A 15643-nucleotide genomic window follows, 5' to 3' on the forward strand; every position below is an offset into this window, starting at 1 on the left:
CTCCAGCTACATCAAATGTTCCAAAAAAATATAGAAGAGCTAATGCAAATTAGCCGCTATCGGTTGAAGGATTACATCAAAGGACAAAGAGCAATATCGCTTGCCCTATCTACCTTCTAGCTCGCTTGTCCCCCTCTCAGGCCTTCGCCCTCTTTGAATAATTTTCCAGAAATATAGTCTTTAAAGCAAACCCTATTGATTGTGTAAAACCGTGTGGGTAGCAGGAATAGGATAGCCCGCTTCACCGAAGGATTCATAGATAACCTTATTACTGTCAAAATAGACCTGCCAATAGTTATCGTTACTGCAATAGGGACGTACTGCTAAGAGAAATCCGGAGGGATTAAATTCTAAAATTTCCACATCGGGAGCGGGATCAGTCAAAACATTGGGGATACGGCTAATTTTATCCTTTAACAGAGCGATCGCTTCTGGGACATTTACCCCGTGACTTAATTGAGCGGTCAACTCCACACGACGATAGGGATTAGCGGAAAAATTTTGAATATTCCCAGAAAAAATGCTGTTATTGCCGACTACAGTTTTAATGTTGTCAGGAGTGTTAATAGTAGTGGCAAATAAACCCAATTCGTCCACCGTGCCAGTTATACCTCCCGCAGAGACAAAATCGCCCACCTTGAAGGGACGGAACATAACTAAAAAAGCCCCGGCGGCAAAATTGGCCAACAGCCCCCCCCAGGCAGCCCCGATCGCAATACCAGTAGCGGCTAAAAGTGCGGCAAAAGAAGTGGTTTCAACGCCAAAAAAGCCCAAAATCGCCACGATCAGGACAACTTGCAGGACAATGAGGATGAAAGAAATGATATATCTAATGATGGTAGGATCGACGTTGCCCTTGGCCAAACTGGTTTTGAGCAGATTAACCGCTAGATTAATCAACCATTTACCGATAAACCAGAGTAGGATCGCCCCGATTAATTTCGCCCCGAAGCTGATCGCTAAATCCCTGATAAAGTACATTTAATTGCTAACTTGAGCCGGATCCATAGTTATTATCCTCGCAAAGAAATAAAGCTAATTTACACACAGATTATAGGGGCGAGAGGAAAAACCGAGAACTCTCTCAAGGAAAAAAACCGATTTGGTGATGGGGAGTATTTTCAGTGAACAGTAAACAGTGAACTGAAAACTTACATCTGATAACTGATAACTGATAACTGATTACTGATTACTGATTACTGATTTGACATTTGGGCGGTGATTACGGTGAGATCGATCGCCCTTTCCCCCCTTCTAATTCTGAGGGGTAAAGATTGACCGATTCCAGTTTTTTCCACCATTTCCTGTAACTCAGTGCCATCGCTAACCGGTTGATTATTAGCTTTGACAATCACATCCCCGCGACGGATCCCGGCTTTTTCGGCGGGGGTATTGGGTAGGACTTTCACCACCAAAATTCCCGACACTTCCGGCACGATCATGGGAGAATTGGGGTTTTGATTATTAGCCCGGGCTAAATCGGGAGTTAGGTTAACCATCTGCACACCGATATAGGGATGGGCCACCTTTTGACCTGATTCTAGGGTTGCTTGTAACTGTTTGGCCCGGTCGATGGGAATGGCAAAACCGATGCCCATGGCATCAGCACGAATCGCCGTATTGATACCGATGACTTCCCCTTGGGCGTTGAGTAAAGGACCGCCGGAATTACCCGGGTTAATAGCGGCATCAGTTTGGATAAAATCAATGCGTTTATCGGGAATACCCGCCTTAGCCGCCGATCGCCCGATCGTGCTAATAATTCCTAAAGTTACCGTATTATCTAGACCGACGGGATTGCCTACAGCGATCGCCCAGTCCCCCACTTGTATGGATGCGGAATTGCCGAGGACGGCCACAGGTAAATTTTCCCCTTGGGAATTAATTTTCACCACGGCTAAATCAGTGATCTCATCAGTACCGCGTACTTCTCCTTTAAAGCTACGACCATCTTTTAAAGTTACCGTTACCTTATCGGCATTATCGACCACATGGGCGTTAGTTAAGATTAAACCATTGCCATCGATAATAAAACCCGATCCCTGGCCCGCCACTCGCTGCTGGGTGGGAACACGAAACTGTTCCCCAAAAAACTCCTGAAAAAAAGGATCATCAAAAAAGGGGCTATTGGGACGAGTAATGATCGCTTCGGTGTCAATTCGCACCACTGCCGCACCCGTGCGGGCCACTGCCTTAGCGACAAAACTTTCCGCCGTCATCTCCGGGGGGATTCTGGCCAGATCGGTGGCAGCAGTGGGCAGATTTTGAGCATTTACCGCCGCTAAACTGCTAAAACCGAGCATAACTCCCAGAAAAGTTGCCAAAGCATGGGTAATAGTTCGCCGTAACCCTGTAGGAAGTTTCATACTTTGATCTCTGAATTCTGATGTTTTAACTGTTTCTGTCTATCGGTTGACAGACCGACTATTAAAAATCTAACAAATCGATCGCTCCGATTAAATCTATGGTTGACACCAAATCCGTCTGCTGGCGGATTTGGTGATGGTTTGCCGTTTACTAATCTCTGATCACTAGGGGCGATTGCAGGGTAATATTTAAATCTCGATCGGGGTTAACAGAGTATAACTGCGCGGAACTACCACCGACAATTCCCGCCGTCGGTAAACCCCATCCCGCAAGGGTTCCCACGGCTGCCCCCGCTAAAACATCGAGAACTTCGATCTTGCGATCGCCTGTAAGAGCAGCGATCGCTGTGGCTGCCCCCGCACCGGCGACGGTTCCCGCTAAGATATCTTGAGTTTTTGCCCCTTTACGCACGGTTTCAGTGGTAGTAATTAATCGGGAAGTGGCATTGAGGGGAATGGTGCGATTGCCCCCATCGAGGGCAATTTCATCGGCAATAAAGCGCACACCTCGGCCTGCCGCTTCTAAAGTACCCTTGACTTCACTTCCTGCTGCAATCACCACACTCCCATTCCGATCACGAATATCTCTGGCTACGGTTAAAGTCAGAGGAATAACATCACTTTTAGAAACTAAAATTTTATCGGCTTTCTCGTAATTCAAAGGGATAACTGTTCCGGCTGGAATCGAGATTTGTTGGGCGATGAGACGTTGCCGATTAATATTACTTTGAGCGAGGACGGGAAAAGTACCGGACATCGACCCCATCAGCAGGGTAATCAGTAGAGCTGTGCCGGCTCTAGTACCAGGATTGATAGACATAGCGGTTATCCTCTCAAAAAACAACAGTGAACTTTCTCTGTTTCTAGATTATTTTTTTCTGTCTGTCATGTCAGTCCCCTCCACAGGGAATTTTTTCCCTCTCTATAGGGAAAAAAGTAGAATAGGGGAATTTCTGCGTTTTGTCCAGCGACCGCAAAAGAGAGCCGAAAAGCCTAGAATAGTAAAAAACCTTGGATTGCCATCGTCTATGGAACTCGCTGCCGGAAAAATCCTTAGTCATCGCTACCAAATTATCCGTCAATTGGGAAAAGGGGGATTCGGACAGACTTTCTTGTCCTGCGATCGCCAGTTACCCAATCAAAATCGCTGTGTGATCAAACAATTTCAACCCCAGTGCCGGAATGCCGAAACTGTAGCCATCGCTAGACGACTCTTTGAAACCGAGGCGAAAATCCTGCAAGAATTGGGCAATCATCGCCATATTCCCCGTTTATTTGCTTATTTTGAGGAAAATGGGCAATTTTTTCTCGTGCAAGAATACATTGAAGGGGAAGATTTAGCCACAGAAATTACTGCCGGTGTCTATAGGCAAAATGAAGAGAAAGTAGTGGCTTTATTAATAGAAATTCTCTCAATTCTCGAATTTGTCCATCAAAAACAGGTGATCCATCGCGATGTTAATCCCTTCAATCTTATTCGTCGCAGCCAAGATGATCAATTGGTTTTAATTGATTTTGGTGCTGTCAAACAAATTAGCACTCAAGTAGTTAAAGAAGGTAAAACCGTTTCTACAGTCGCTATCGGTACCCCGGGTTATTTCCCTAGTGAACAGGCCCAAGGTTATCCCCGTTTTAGTAGCGATATCTATGCCACTGGTATGATTGGATTACAAGCTTTAACCGGTAAAGCTCCCCAAGATATTCCCTTGGATGCTCGCACGGGGGAAATTCTCTGGCAACATTTGGCCATGACTAGCGCCGAGTTTAGTGATGTTATCGATCGCATGATCTGCTATGATTTTCGTCAGCGTTATACCAGCGCCAGTGAAGCATTAATCGCTCTGAGAAAATTAGGAAAAATTCATCATCTCGATCCGAAAATTACCCAGGCAGTGAAATCTCAAAGTCAAGTTGCTCGTCAAGGGAAATCTTGGCTAACAAAAATCTTGTTTGTCTCTGGGACAATTGGTTTAATAGCTGGTGCTTATCTGGGTTTTGACTATTGGCAAAATTCCCGTAATTCTATTAATTACTATCAACAAGGTCAGACTTTTTATCAACTCAAACGTTATACTGATGCCCTTAATTCCTATGGTCAAGCCTTAAAAATTAATCCCGATTATCTTGAGGCATTGCAAGGAAAAGCCGATGCTTTATTGGCTTTAAAAAGATACTCGGAAGCTTTAAATACCTACGAAAAAGCTATTCAAATTAACCCAGATTCCGCTTGGCAAGCTTGGCTCGGTCGCGGGGAAGCTTTAGATAAATTAGGCAAAAATCAGGAGGCTTTAGAAAGTTTTGAGCAGGTCTTATCTCTTAATCCTGCTGCTAGTCAAGCTTGGCAAGGTAAAGCCGATATTTATCTAGAACTGCAACAATATTCCGCCGCCCAAAAAGCTCTTGAAAAATTGTTAACTTTTCAAAAAAATGATGCCAAAATATGGTATAAAAAAGGTTGGTCATTACAAAATCTTGAGGATTATGAAGGGGCAGTTAAAGCCTACGATCAGGCTCTAGCAATTGAGTCAGATAATGCCTTAATTTGGTATCAAAAAGGAAATAGTTTGTATCAATTAAATAAAATTAATGATGCCTTAGAAAGTTATAGCAAAGCCGGACAATTTAATCCCCAATTTTCCCAAGCTCACTATAGTCAAGGGATTATTCTGCAAAAATTAGGCCGCAATTCAGAAGCTTTGGAGGCATTTACTCAAGCAACCCAAGCCAATTCTAATTATTATCAAGCCTGGTTAAATCAAGGGGCATTACTTCATCAAATGGAAAGATTTCAAGAAGCGATCGCATCCTACGAAAAAGCTCGCCGTATTTCTTCCCAAAAAGCCGAAGTTTTTATCGGTATCGGTAACGCTTACTATCGTTTAGGCGACAATTCTCAAGCCATAAATGCCTATCAACAGGCGATTCAAAGACAAAAAGATAACCCCGAAACCTGGAAAAGTTTAGGCAATAGTTGGTTTAAACTCGGTCAATACGAGCGAGCGATTCAAGCTTATCAAGAATCACTTCGTTATCGTTCCAATGACCGAGAAGTGCAAACACAAAAACAACTGGCAGAAACTCGCTGGCAAGAACTTCAGCAATCTCCCCAAAACCCAACCCCCAAAGTGGATAGCGAGGAACCAGTTCGCTAACTTCCGCTCTTTTTCTGGAGCTTTATCCCTTTTTACCAGTATTTCTCGGCAATAATTCCCGTCCTTGATAAAACTGTTTTTTCAGTTCTCCCAAGCGCTAATAAGCTGGGTTCTTCGGTTTGTGTTATGCAATGGACGGGGGTTATAAGGGATGGAACCCTTATGCCGATGGTATCAATTCTTTCACTAAATTTTTATAGGTTAGCCAAAGGTCTATGCTCACTTCTTCAATTTGTTCTAATACCTCTTTTCCCCAGCCTGTAAGCGTTTTTCTCAACTCCTCTTGTGTTCGCTTCTCTAGAATAGCTATTAGTTTTCCCGTATCTAAATTTACTAAAACTGCACAGTAATTTTTTTGTCCCTTCACTAGAGCGATTTCATCAATTCCTAGTCTTTTTAATTTCGATAGGTCTGCCTCTGTAATTTCTTCAGCGATGTCCTCTAGCATTCTTTGAATCTCTTCTTCCGTTACGTCATTTCTTCGGCTAACATTTAAAATATCTCCTTCTTTTAATTGTTCAAGTATATTCTCGGCTAGTCTTTTCGTATAGGTTCGTTTACTGGCGACAAAATCTAACTCTTCGCTAAAGGGTTTCTGACAATTATCGCACTTAAATTGACGACGATTAACTTGTAGGTACACTGATTGGCCTGAGAGCGGTAAATCTTTGACTAAATGTCGATGATTTTGGTGTAGTTTATCGCTCTCTAACCCACAACGAAGACAGGACGTTCGGCGAGCTCAGTCGAGCCGTTGCTTTTTTATTTTTCGATTCAATTCGGAAAACTATACCGATATTTTCTAGGTGTACATAGCCTTGAATAGAGGTTCCTTCTAGGTTCAAAAATTTGTCAAGTATCATAAGTAAAATACTCTGGTTTTTGGCGATTATATCAAATCTTAACTCGATTGTCTATCTTTTGGTATTAACCTGTTTGTGTCTTAAGTCTTTCCCTGTATGGATTTTAGCTATTTTTGAGCGTAGGCACTCTTATCGAATTTTATTTTAAGTTAATTATTTGCATAACAATTACCGAAGAGCCTGTTTTTCTGAGTTTATCCTCGTTTATCCTCATGTTGCCAGAGGACAAGGATGATGGTATGTGATATAATTTGCTCTTGCTTTCAACTATATATTTAAGTACCTAAGCAAAATTAATTACACATCTAAGCCACTACTCCGTCAGACTTCTGGTGTGAGGAAACAGTGAACTGAAAACTCAAATCCGATCCCTAATAGCTGTCTCCCGTCTCCCGTCTCCCGTCTCCTGTCTCCGTTCGGACCTCGGCGTGAGACTTCGGACGTTCGGCGAGCTCAGTCGAGCGGACGGTGAGGCTTCGACGGTGAGCTCAGCCGAACCGCCTGTCGAACCGCCGCGTGAGCTTTTGTCGAACGCTCGGTCGAACGCAAAAGCTCACGGCCGAAGCCTGTCTCCTGTCTCGACTAGGAAATTAATTTTGCACGACTACTTAAGTGATTTTGTCAAGAAAATGAGCGAATTAAAATCCCAAATCGCAGCTATTGATCATCAACTTTCTAAACGTCCGATCGCTCTCGATCCCGCAGGATATTTTATTATTTATCTTGATCGAGAAGCTGGGTTAATCTGTGCCAAACATTACAGCAATATTATCAACGAAAAAGGTTTAGCCGTCGATCCAGAAACGGGAAAAGTTATCGGTGTTAGGCAAAAACTTGATCGCAATCCTGAGACTATTTACACCGCCAGGACTGCCAAAGAATTAGCCGTAAAAGTGATCGAAGAAACCCAACCTTGTCCGATTACTATGTTCGATCATGCTGCTTATTTAGGTCGAGAATTCACCCGTGCTGAATACGCTTTAATCACTGGGGAAGAATATATTCAGGATTAAAAATTGGGCTTTTCAGTGATCAGTGATCAGTAAACAGTAAACAGTGAACAGTAATCAGTAATCAGGGATAAAGATGAAGATAAATAAATAAATAACTTAAAACTCACATCTGATAACTGATAACTGTTAACTGTTAAACCGTGCCTTTAAATAAACCTTGGGGACGGAATAATAACAGCAAGATCATAATTAATAAAGCCACGGCTAATTTATAATCAGAACCAATTAAGGGAACACTAATTTCTTGAGCAACACCAATAATTAAAGCCCCAGCAATCGCTCCGTAGGGATTACCAATACCACCTAAAATAACGGCCGCAAACATTGGTAAGATTAAAAACCAGCCCATATTGGGGCGTACTCCCCCGGTAATTAACCCGAACATACCTCCGGCTAAAGCAGTTAAAACTCCCGTAATTATCCATGTCCAGAAGACAACCCATTCGACGTTAATTCCAGTTACTCTAGCTAAATCGTTGCTGTCAGCTACGGCACGCATCGCCTTACCGATCTTAGTTTTTTGTAATAAAAAATGGAGGGCAATAATAACTATAATTGCCAAACCAATGACTAACAAGCGATCAAAAGCTACTTTAATACCAAAAATTTCTGTAGCGGTCATCACAGGCAGATCGTAGCGTTGATTACTGCCGCCCCAGATCATTAAAATACCATTGCGAAGAAATAAAGCCAAACCGATCGAAATAATAATTAAAGTGGTAGGCTCAGCCCGTCGATCGCGCATAGGTTTCCATAATAATCTCTCGGCAATGAGCATGGCAATAGCTGTCACTGCTGCCCCCACCAGCATCGCTAACCAGAGATTAATCCCTTGAGCATTTACCACCCAAGTTATGTAAGCACCCAAAGTCATAAAATCGCCGTGGGCAAAATTAGACAGACGCAAAATGCCACAGGTAAGGGTTAACCCAACAGCAGCCAGAGCAATAATACTGCCGACGGCTAAACCATTGAATAAAAGTTGCGGTGTATCCATCAAACCTCTTGTATAAATCAGAAATTGTCCTTAGAAATAGGAGTCAGGAGAGAGAAAAGTAATTAACTTTTGTCTTTTACTTTATTTAGCTGAAAGCTCAGGGCCTGTGGCTTAAATATTTTTGTTTAGACCCAATTGCATGGCAGTATAAGCTTAGACAGCTATTATAAAGGTTTGTGTGCCAGCAATTTCTCGCGGCCGGCGAAAAGCTGACGGCGGATGACTTACTGCTATAAAATCAAGAATGCCCACTGATGGAATTTGCCGCCAATGAAGACTATCTTTCGATTAGCGATCGCTTTTTTTGCCTTACTATTTATCCTATCTCCTGTCCATGCCTTAGCTGCCAGTTCTGCTGCTGTCACAGGAGCCAATGCCAGTTATGAAAACCAGAATCTGACAGGAAAGGATTTTTCGGGACAAAATTTGCAATCTGCCCAATTTACTAACGTTAATCTGCAAGATTCTAACTTTAGCTCTGCCGATTTGCGCGGGGCAGTGTTTAACGGAGCCTCTATCATCGAAGGCAACTTTCATGGAGCGGACTTAACCAATGGTTTAGCCTATCTGAGTACCTTTAAAAATTCCGATTTAAGCGATGCCATTTTTGCCGAAGCGATTATGCTGCGTACCATTTTCGAGGGAGTAAACATCAACGGTGCTGATTTTAGTTTTGCAGTGCTTGACGCGCAACAAATCAAAAATCTCTGTGAAAGAGCCGAGGGTGTCAACTCAAAAACTGGCGTCTCTACTCCAGAATCTTTAGGATGTGATCAATGATGCAAACAAGGGTTGGTGTTATTGGTGGTGGACAATTAGCTTGGATGATGGCACAGGAAGCCAAGAAATTAGGCATTTCTCTAATTTTACAAACACCACACCCCGACGATCCCGCCGTTGCTTTAGCTGACGAGGTTGTCTTCGCGGAAATAGCTGACGCGGAAGGCACAAAAAAACTAGCTCAACATTGTGATCTGATCACTTTTGAAAATGAGTTTGTTAATTTAGATGCCCTAGAAGAATTAGCGGCCACAGGAGTGCAATTCTATCCTAGTTTGGCAAATCTGCGCCCCCTATTGGATAAATACGAGCAAAGATCTTATTTGCGCTCCCTAGGGTTGCCTGTGCCTGATTTTTGGGCGATAGATAATTTATCCCAATTAGAAAATTATCCTTTTCCGCTAGTGCTGAAAGCGCGACGACACGGTTATGATGGTCAAGGAACCTTTATTATCCGCACTCCTGAAGAATTAAGTGCCAAAAAGCCGCAATTAGAGCGTCTTGACTTGATGTTAGAAGCTTATATTCCCTACGAGCGCGAATTAGCCATCGTTGCCGCTAGGGGATTAACCGGGGAAATCGTCACCTATCCCGTGGTGGAAACCCATCAAGAGGAGCAAGTCTGTCACTGGGTAATCGCTCCCGCCGCTCTTAACCAATCTTTACAGTCTCAAACCGAACATATCGCCCATCATCTGTTAAGTAGTTTGTCGGCGGTGGGTGTTTTCGGAATCGAATTATTTGTCACTCCGCAGGGAGAGGTATTGATTAATGAAATCGCTCCCCGTACCCATAATTCGGGTCATTACAGCCTTTCTGCCTGTCTTACCTCCCAATTTGCCCTACAACTGCAAGCAGTGGCTAATTTGCCCCTCGGAGCCACGGATTTAAAATCTGCCGGGGCAGTTATGGTGAATCTATTGGGTTTTGAGGATAGTGACGGTGATTATGCCGAAAAAAGAGCAGTTTTAGCGGCAATCCCCGGCGCTCAGGTTTTTTGGTATGGTAAAAAATCCCGTCCCGGTCGAAAATTAGGCCATGTCACCCTCTTAAGGGATACAAGCGATCGCTCTGAGTTATTGGCCCTAGCAAAACAGATAGAAAAGCTTTGGTATGGTTGTTAGGGAAGTGGGGTGTATTTTCAGTGAACAGTAAACAGTGAACAGTAAACAGTAATCAGTGAACTGATAAGTAGCTGGTTATAATTATATTAAAAATGTATTTGAGGTTCGATCCCCCCTGCCCCCCTTGATAAGGGGGGTGCCGATAGGCGGGGGGATCTGAAAGTTTTTAATACCTACCTACTTAACTGATAAATGATAACTGATAACTGAATTATGCGCCCAGCAACAAACTTTTTCAGGCAACCCTAATTAAAAGACTTTTTTGATTGCCTCGGTCAGTTTTTGACTAATTAACTCGTTACCGTCTCGACTAAGATGAATATTATCGATATAGAGGGAATCAGGAGTAGGATGGGCTTGAAAAATGGGCAGAAAATCTAGATAAAAAATCTGCTGGTTGCTGGTGAAATCCGCTAGTCTTTGACGGGATTTCAATTCATAATCTCGCCCCTGTTTTTGAGCTTCGCGAATGAGGGGAGTAATAGCGATAATTAAAGGGGATTGATTAGCCTGAGCAAGGGCTTTAATTTGGGCAAGAGCGGTTAAATTATTGCCCACTCGATCGCCCGCTTCCTGCACTTGTGGCAGGGGAGGATAACGCTTAAAATATCGATCATACAATTCGATTAAAGCTAAAGCCGGCCGGCGAGCGGGATAATTAATTTCTCGTCCCACCACCGCCGAACTAGGAGCTAAAGCGAACAGATCATCGGTGTTCATTAATAACACAATCACCTGAGATTCAAAGGTGCCGAAACGTCGCAGATAGGCCAATTGATTGCGCGGTCCCCACGAATTAGCGGAAGCATTGAGAACCTCCACTGAACCCGTCAGATTCTGTCCTAAATTTTTGGCGATTAAAGCAGCAATGGTCTCTTTTTGATCTGTCCACCAGGAGCCATTAGCGATCGAATCACCGATTAACATGATTCTCGTCGTCTCCGGGGGCCGTTGGGGTGTAATCGGATCGCTCCGCATCGAATACTGATTAACGGCGATAAAATTGGAAAACCGGCGCGTTTGTTGATTAGGAGCCAAAAGATAGCCAATTTCGGCATCAGCTTTGTAAATAAGCGGATTACCGAACCCGAAGACAATTCTTAAAATAGCCTCCAGGAGAAGGCCAAGGGCGAAAAGAACGCCTAGAATGATTAAAGACAGCCGAATGATACCAATTTCTAATAACACGGATAGATGAGAGTTCGCTAATTTATGATCCTAAAGTGTCTCATACTTTCCACATCCATCTCATGAAAAGGAGTTAAGGGCAATGTCAGACTTAAATCGTGGCATTATGAAATTCGAGGGAGCCGATAAACCGGTAGTAGTGGCGATATCGTCGATTATCGTCATCGGCAGTATTATTGCGCTGATCGTTTGGGCAATGAAAGTTGCCTACATCTAGTTAGGGTTTGCGGCAAAAAGTTTCTCGTGGTGGCAGGGTGTGGGGTGTAGGGTGTAGGGTTGTACCCCTTTTCATCTGATAAATTCCCTAATTTTCAGGGAAAAAGTCCCTAAAATTTCCCCTCGATCCCTACCAATGGCTGGCACTTTTTGATTTCCCAAAAGTCTAAAAGTCTTACCCAACAAGGTTTTTAGATTTATTCAGCAACCTCTAGTTAACTAGAATAATTTCGCTCACTTTTGGCATCACTCGGTTTAAATTTCTGGCCATCACGATCTCACCTCTTGTCCCCTTGAGCCTGTAGGATAGGGTCAAGGGAGAAATTGCTAGTTCCCTCTATTGCGCTTGCTAGTCACACTCGACTCGAAACAGATCATCGATGAGCAGATCAACTTCTGTTTTAACAGAACTGTTGCAGTTACTCCCCCAATGGCGATCGCAGATGTACTTCAAAGCATCCCTGACCGCGCTATCCCACGCCATGGAGGATCAGGTTTTAGCGGAAGACGATCAACCATTAGTGATTGCCAGTTTTCAGCGTGAGCGCTTTTATCGTCAAGAGGCCCATCGCTATCGACGCATTGCCCACAAAAGCGGGCAAGTTTATGTTTTGTCCGCCCCAGAAACCGATTTTAAGCATAGTTCCGACGTTTACGAGACGATCGCTTTTCAACCGGATGACAGTTTAGCCCAAGAATGGCATCTAGTGGTTATCGGTCGCCATTATGCTAGTTGTTTGATCTGTCGGGAACGAACCCATCTGGTAGCCGAAGGGGAAAATAGGGCAGCTATGGATAATAATCGCCGTTTTGAGGGGATTTGGACGAGTGATCGCCATGTGAGTCAACAGGCCGCCCAAATTCTTTTAAATCATATTCTCGATTATCGTCCCGAACTGGCGGACAAAATTAGGCGCGCTCAAGAAGAATACCTGATCTGTGAACTGACGGACAGGGATCATCAAGAGGAACCGGATCCCTTTGTCCAGCGATTGGTCACTTATTTGCAAGCGGGACAGTATAAACTGCTGAAAGCCAATCGTTCCCTGGCATCGAAAGAACACAAAGAAAGACTGATCAACTCGGTAACAGCGGCGATCCGTCGTTCCCTCGATCCGGAAGATATCCTCCAGGTGGCAGTGCGGAAATTGGGGCAGGGATTGGGAGTCTGTCGCTGCGTGGTCTATCGTTGTAAGGAAGCCGACATTAACGCCACCATCGAACACGAATTTTTAAACTCCGGCATTAGTTCCATCAAAGGACAAAAATGGCCTCTGAAAAATAATCCTCTTTTTCAGGAAGCGCTGGAATTGAGAGAATCCCTAAAAATCGAAGACGCTATTCACGATCCCCGTCTCCCCGGGGATTCCATTCAAAATCTGGTGCGGGAATGTTCCATCTATTCTTGGTTATTAGTGCCGATTTTTTACCAAAGTCGTCTCTTGGGAATGTTGGAACTGCATCACTGTGGACCCTATACCACCACTTGGAAAAGCGAGGATGTCGCCCTGGTGGATGCGGTGGCCACTCAAATCGGAGTCGCCCTCATTCAAGCCGAAGCCTACGCTAATTTACAGGATTTAAATGAACAATTAGCCGCCCTCGATCGCACTCGTTCTAATTTAGTCGCCATTACCGGCCACGAATTACGCACCCCCCTGTCCACCATTCAAGTCTGTCTAGAAAGTTTGGCCTCGGAACCGGATATGCCGGCGGAAATACGCCAAATTATGCTTGATACTGCCCTGAAAGATGCGGAACGAATGCGTAAATTAATCCAAGATTTTTTAACTCTTTCCAGGTTAGAAAGTGGCCGGGTTAATTGGAATCCTGAAGCTTTATCCTTATCGGAATGTGTGGAATTAGCCATCAGTCATGTTCACGCCCGCAATCTCGACAACGAAAACCCAAAAATTATTAATCTTGTCCCCCCTAATCTGCCCTTTGTTTTAGCCGATGGCGAGTGGTTAGTGGAATTACTCTCCAAACTTCTCGATAATGCCTGTAAGTTTACCGGTCGCGAGGGAAATGTCTCGATCGAAGTCGCTTTGGGAAAATCAAAAACTCTAGAAGTGACGATTTCTGACACCGGACGCGGGATCGAACCCAATCGTTTAGAACAGGTTTTTGATCGCTTTTACCAAGAGGAGGGGGCCCTGCGACGCAGTGCCGGGGGAACTGGGTTAGGATTGGCTATCTGTCGTCAGATCGTTAATGGTTGGGGCGGCGAAATTTGGGCAGAATCTAGGGGCAAAAATCACGGCAGTCAGTTTCATTTTACTATTCCAATATTTAAAGATAAAACTAACGATAATCCCCAAAATACCGCTCCGAAAAAATCCTCCCGTCGTCCTGCCAGTAAACGTAAATAGCGGCTGGTTGCCCGTTTAGTTTTGGCTCTTTGCTCGTGACTTCCTATTCCTTTTCTTCATCAAAAACTAAACAAAAAAGCATTAAAAAAGAAGCATCCAATCCCCAGGATATATAATAAACTTAAAAGAGTAATCAATTAGTCGTTTTTAGGTGAAAAAATTATGGGACGCGCCAAGAGAGTGGTTTTAGCTTATTCCGGAGGAGTCGATACTTCCGTCTGTATTCCCTATCTCAAACAGGAATGGGGAGTAGAAGAAGTGATTACCCTAGCCGCCGATTTAGGACAAGGAGACGAATTAGGACCGATTCAAGAAAAAGCCCTGCGCTGCGGAGCGATCGAATCCTTAGTGGTCAATGCTCAGGAAGAGTTCGTCAAAGAATACGCTTTTCCCTCAATTCAAGCTAATGCTCTCTACGAAAATCGTTATCCCCTTTCTACCGCCCTGGCTCGTCCTCTAATTGCTAAATTATTAGTAGAGGCCGCCGAGAAATACGGGGCCGATGCCGTCGCTCACGGTTGCACCGGCAAAGGTAACGATCAAGTGCGTTTTGATGTGGGCATTATGGCCCTCAATCCTAGTTTAAAAGTTCTCGCTCCCGCCAGGGAATGGGGCATGAGCCGGGAAGAAACCATCGCCTACGGGGAAAAATTCGGGATTGAGTCTCCCGTGAAAAAATCCTCGCCTTTTAGTATCGATCGTAACCTGTTGGGGCGCAGTATTGAAGCAGGTCCTTTGGAAGATCCGATGACGGAACCCCCGGAAGAAATCTATCTAATGACCAAAGCGATCGCCGATACTCCCAACGAGCCGGAATACGTCGATATTGGTTTTAATCAGGGGATTCCTATCAGTTTAAACGGAGAAAATCTCGATTCTGTCACGCTAATTAGTCAATTAAATGACCTAGTGGGTAAACACGGTGTTGGTCGGTTAGATATGATCGAAAACCGGGTAGTGGGAATTAAATCCCGAGAAATTTACGAGGCCCCGGCTTTATTAGTTTTAATTGACGCTCACCGGGACTTAGAAAGTTTGACTTTAACTGGAGATGTTACCCAATATAAACGGGGAATTGAAGAGACCTACGGACAGTTAATTTATAAAGGATTGTGGTACAGTCCCTTAAAGGAAGCGATCGATGCTTTTATCCTCAAAACCCAAGAACAGGTAACGGGATCGGTGCGAGTGAAACTGTTTAAAGGTAACGCTAAAGTGGTCGGTCGTCAGTCAGTCAATTCTATCTATTCTCCCGATTTAGCTACCTACGGAGCCGAGGATCAATTTGATCATAAAGCTGCCGAAGGTTTCATCTATGTTTGGGGATTACCCAGCAAAGTTTGGGCCGAAAAAACTAGAGGGAAGTAATCAACAATCCTCCACTAATACCGTTAATAATTATTATTGTAGGGGCGAAGGCAATTCGTCCCTACCAGCAATTCTCATTTTGAAAACAAAAGAAGATAAAGTTCTCTATGTGAACAAGAGAACTTCTGTCTAATTATCATTTTTTTTCAAGATAATCATCATAATTAGCTTCAAGAGACAGTTTTAAAATATCTGCCCATAAAA

The 15643-nt window shown here is 43.8% G+C and carries 12 protein-coding genes and 1 pseudogene; 7 read left to right on the forward strand and 6 right to left on the reverse strand.

The window, feature by feature from the left end; translation table 11 throughout:
* Positions 1 to 192: 192 nt before the first annotated feature.
* The 3 genes from IM462_RS03840 to IM462_RS03850 form a co-directional block, all read right to left on the reverse strand.
* Positions 193 to 981, reverse strand: a complete 789-nt coding sequence (locus IM462_RS03840) for a mechanosensitive ion channel family protein (protein ID WP_287702258.1) — start codon at positions 979 to 981, stop codon at positions 193 to 195.
* 215 nt (positions 982 to 1196) lie between these two features.
* Positions 1197 to 2366 (reverse strand): HhoA/HhoB/HtrA family serine endopeptidase, encoded by a 1170-nt coding sequence (locus IM462_RS03845; RefSeq protein ID WP_287702261.1) that lies wholly within the window; start codon positions 2364 to 2366, stop codon positions 1197 to 1199.
* 151 nt (positions 2367 to 2517) lie between these two features.
* Complete coding sequence (locus IM462_RS03850; protein WP_104397215.1) at positions 2518 to 3186, reverse strand: hypothetical protein; 669 nt, start codon at positions 3184 to 3186, stop codon at positions 2518 to 2520.
* A 208-nt stretch (positions 3187 to 3394) separates the two neighbouring features.
* On the opposite strand from IM462_RS03850, the gene IM462_RS03855 reads away from it, so the two are divergent.
* A complete protein-coding gene (locus tag IM462_RS03855; protein WP_287702263.1) occupies positions 3395 to 5518 on the forward strand; it encodes a serine/threonine-protein kinase in 2124 nt (707 codons plus the stop codon).
* A gap of 163 nt (positions 5519 to 5681) precedes the next feature.
* On the opposite strand, the pseudogene IM462_RS03860 reads toward IM462_RS03855, so the two are convergent.
* Positions 5682 to 6381, reverse strand: a pseudogene (locus IM462_RS03860) (transposase); the annotation flags it as partial.
* Positions 6382 to 7010: 629 nt separating this feature from the next.
* On the opposite strand from IM462_RS03860, the gene IM462_RS03865 reads away from it, so the two are divergent.
* A complete protein-coding gene (locus IM462_RS03865) occupies positions 7011 to 7394 on the forward strand; it encodes a DUF4346 domain-containing protein (protein WP_287702279.1) in 384 nt (127 codons plus the stop codon).
* Between the two features lie 133 nt (positions 7395 to 7527).
* On the opposite strand, the gene IM462_RS03870 is transcribed toward IM462_RS03865, so the two are convergent.
* On the reverse strand, positions 7528 to 8391 hold the full coding sequence (locus IM462_RS03870) for a branched-chain amino acid ABC transporter permease (protein ID WP_287702265.1): 864 nt from the start codon (positions 8389 to 8391) through the stop codon (positions 7528 to 7530).
* Positions 8392 to 8661: 270 nt separating this feature from the next.
* Here IM462_RS03870 and IM462_RS03875 point away from each other — a divergent pair, with 270 nt between their 5' ends.
* Together IM462_RS03875 and IM462_RS03880 are read left to right on the forward strand one after the other, a co-directional pair.
* A complete protein-coding gene (locus tag IM462_RS03875; protein ID WP_287702267.1) occupies positions 8662 to 9171 on the forward strand; it encodes a pentapeptide repeat-containing protein in 510 nt (169 codons plus the stop codon).
* Positions 9168 to 10295: a 5-(carboxyamino)imidazole ribonucleotide synthase gene (locus IM462_RS03880; RefSeq protein ID WP_287702269.1), complete on the forward strand. Its 1128-nt coding sequence runs from the start codon at positions 9168 to 9170 to the stop codon at positions 10293 to 10295. The genes IM462_RS03875 and IM462_RS03880 overlap by 4 nt, the downstream gene beginning before the upstream one ends.
* Positions 10296 to 10544: 249 nt before the next feature.
* On the opposite strand, the gene IM462_RS03885 is transcribed toward IM462_RS03880, so the two are convergent.
* Entirely contained in the window at positions 10545 to 11483 is a 939-nt protein-coding gene (locus IM462_RS03885) for an SGNH/GDSL hydrolase family protein (RefSeq protein WP_287702271.1), read from the reverse strand.
* 82 nt (positions 11484 to 11565) lie between these two features.
* Between IM462_RS03885 and IM462_RS03890 the strand changes: the two genes are divergently transcribed.
* From IM462_RS03890 to IM462_RS03900, 3 genes are all read left to right on the forward strand, one after another.
* Positions 11566 to 11700, forward strand: coding sequence for a hypothetical protein (locus IM462_RS03890; RefSeq protein ID WP_287702273.1), 135 nt, complete (start codon positions 11566 to 11568; stop codon positions 11698 to 11700).
* Between the two features lie 379 nt (positions 11701 to 12079).
* Positions 12080 to 14071, forward strand: a complete 1992-nt coding sequence (locus tag IM462_RS03895) for a DICT sensory domain-containing protein (protein ID WP_287702275.1) — start codon at positions 12080 to 12082, stop codon at positions 14069 to 14071.
* Positions 14072 to 14233: 162 nt separating this feature from the next.
* A complete protein-coding gene (locus tag IM462_RS03900) occupies positions 14234 to 15439 on the forward strand; it encodes an argininosuccinate synthase (protein ID WP_287702277.1) in 1206 nt (401 codons plus the stop codon).
* Positions 15440 to 15643 lie beyond the last annotated feature (204 nt).

Origin of the sequence: Microcystis sp. M144S2 (genome assembly GCF_020246065.1) — a bacterium.
Classification (GTDB): Bacteria; Cyanobacteriota; Cyanobacteriia; order Cyanobacteriales; family Microcystaceae; genus Microcystis; species Microcystis ichthyoblabe_A.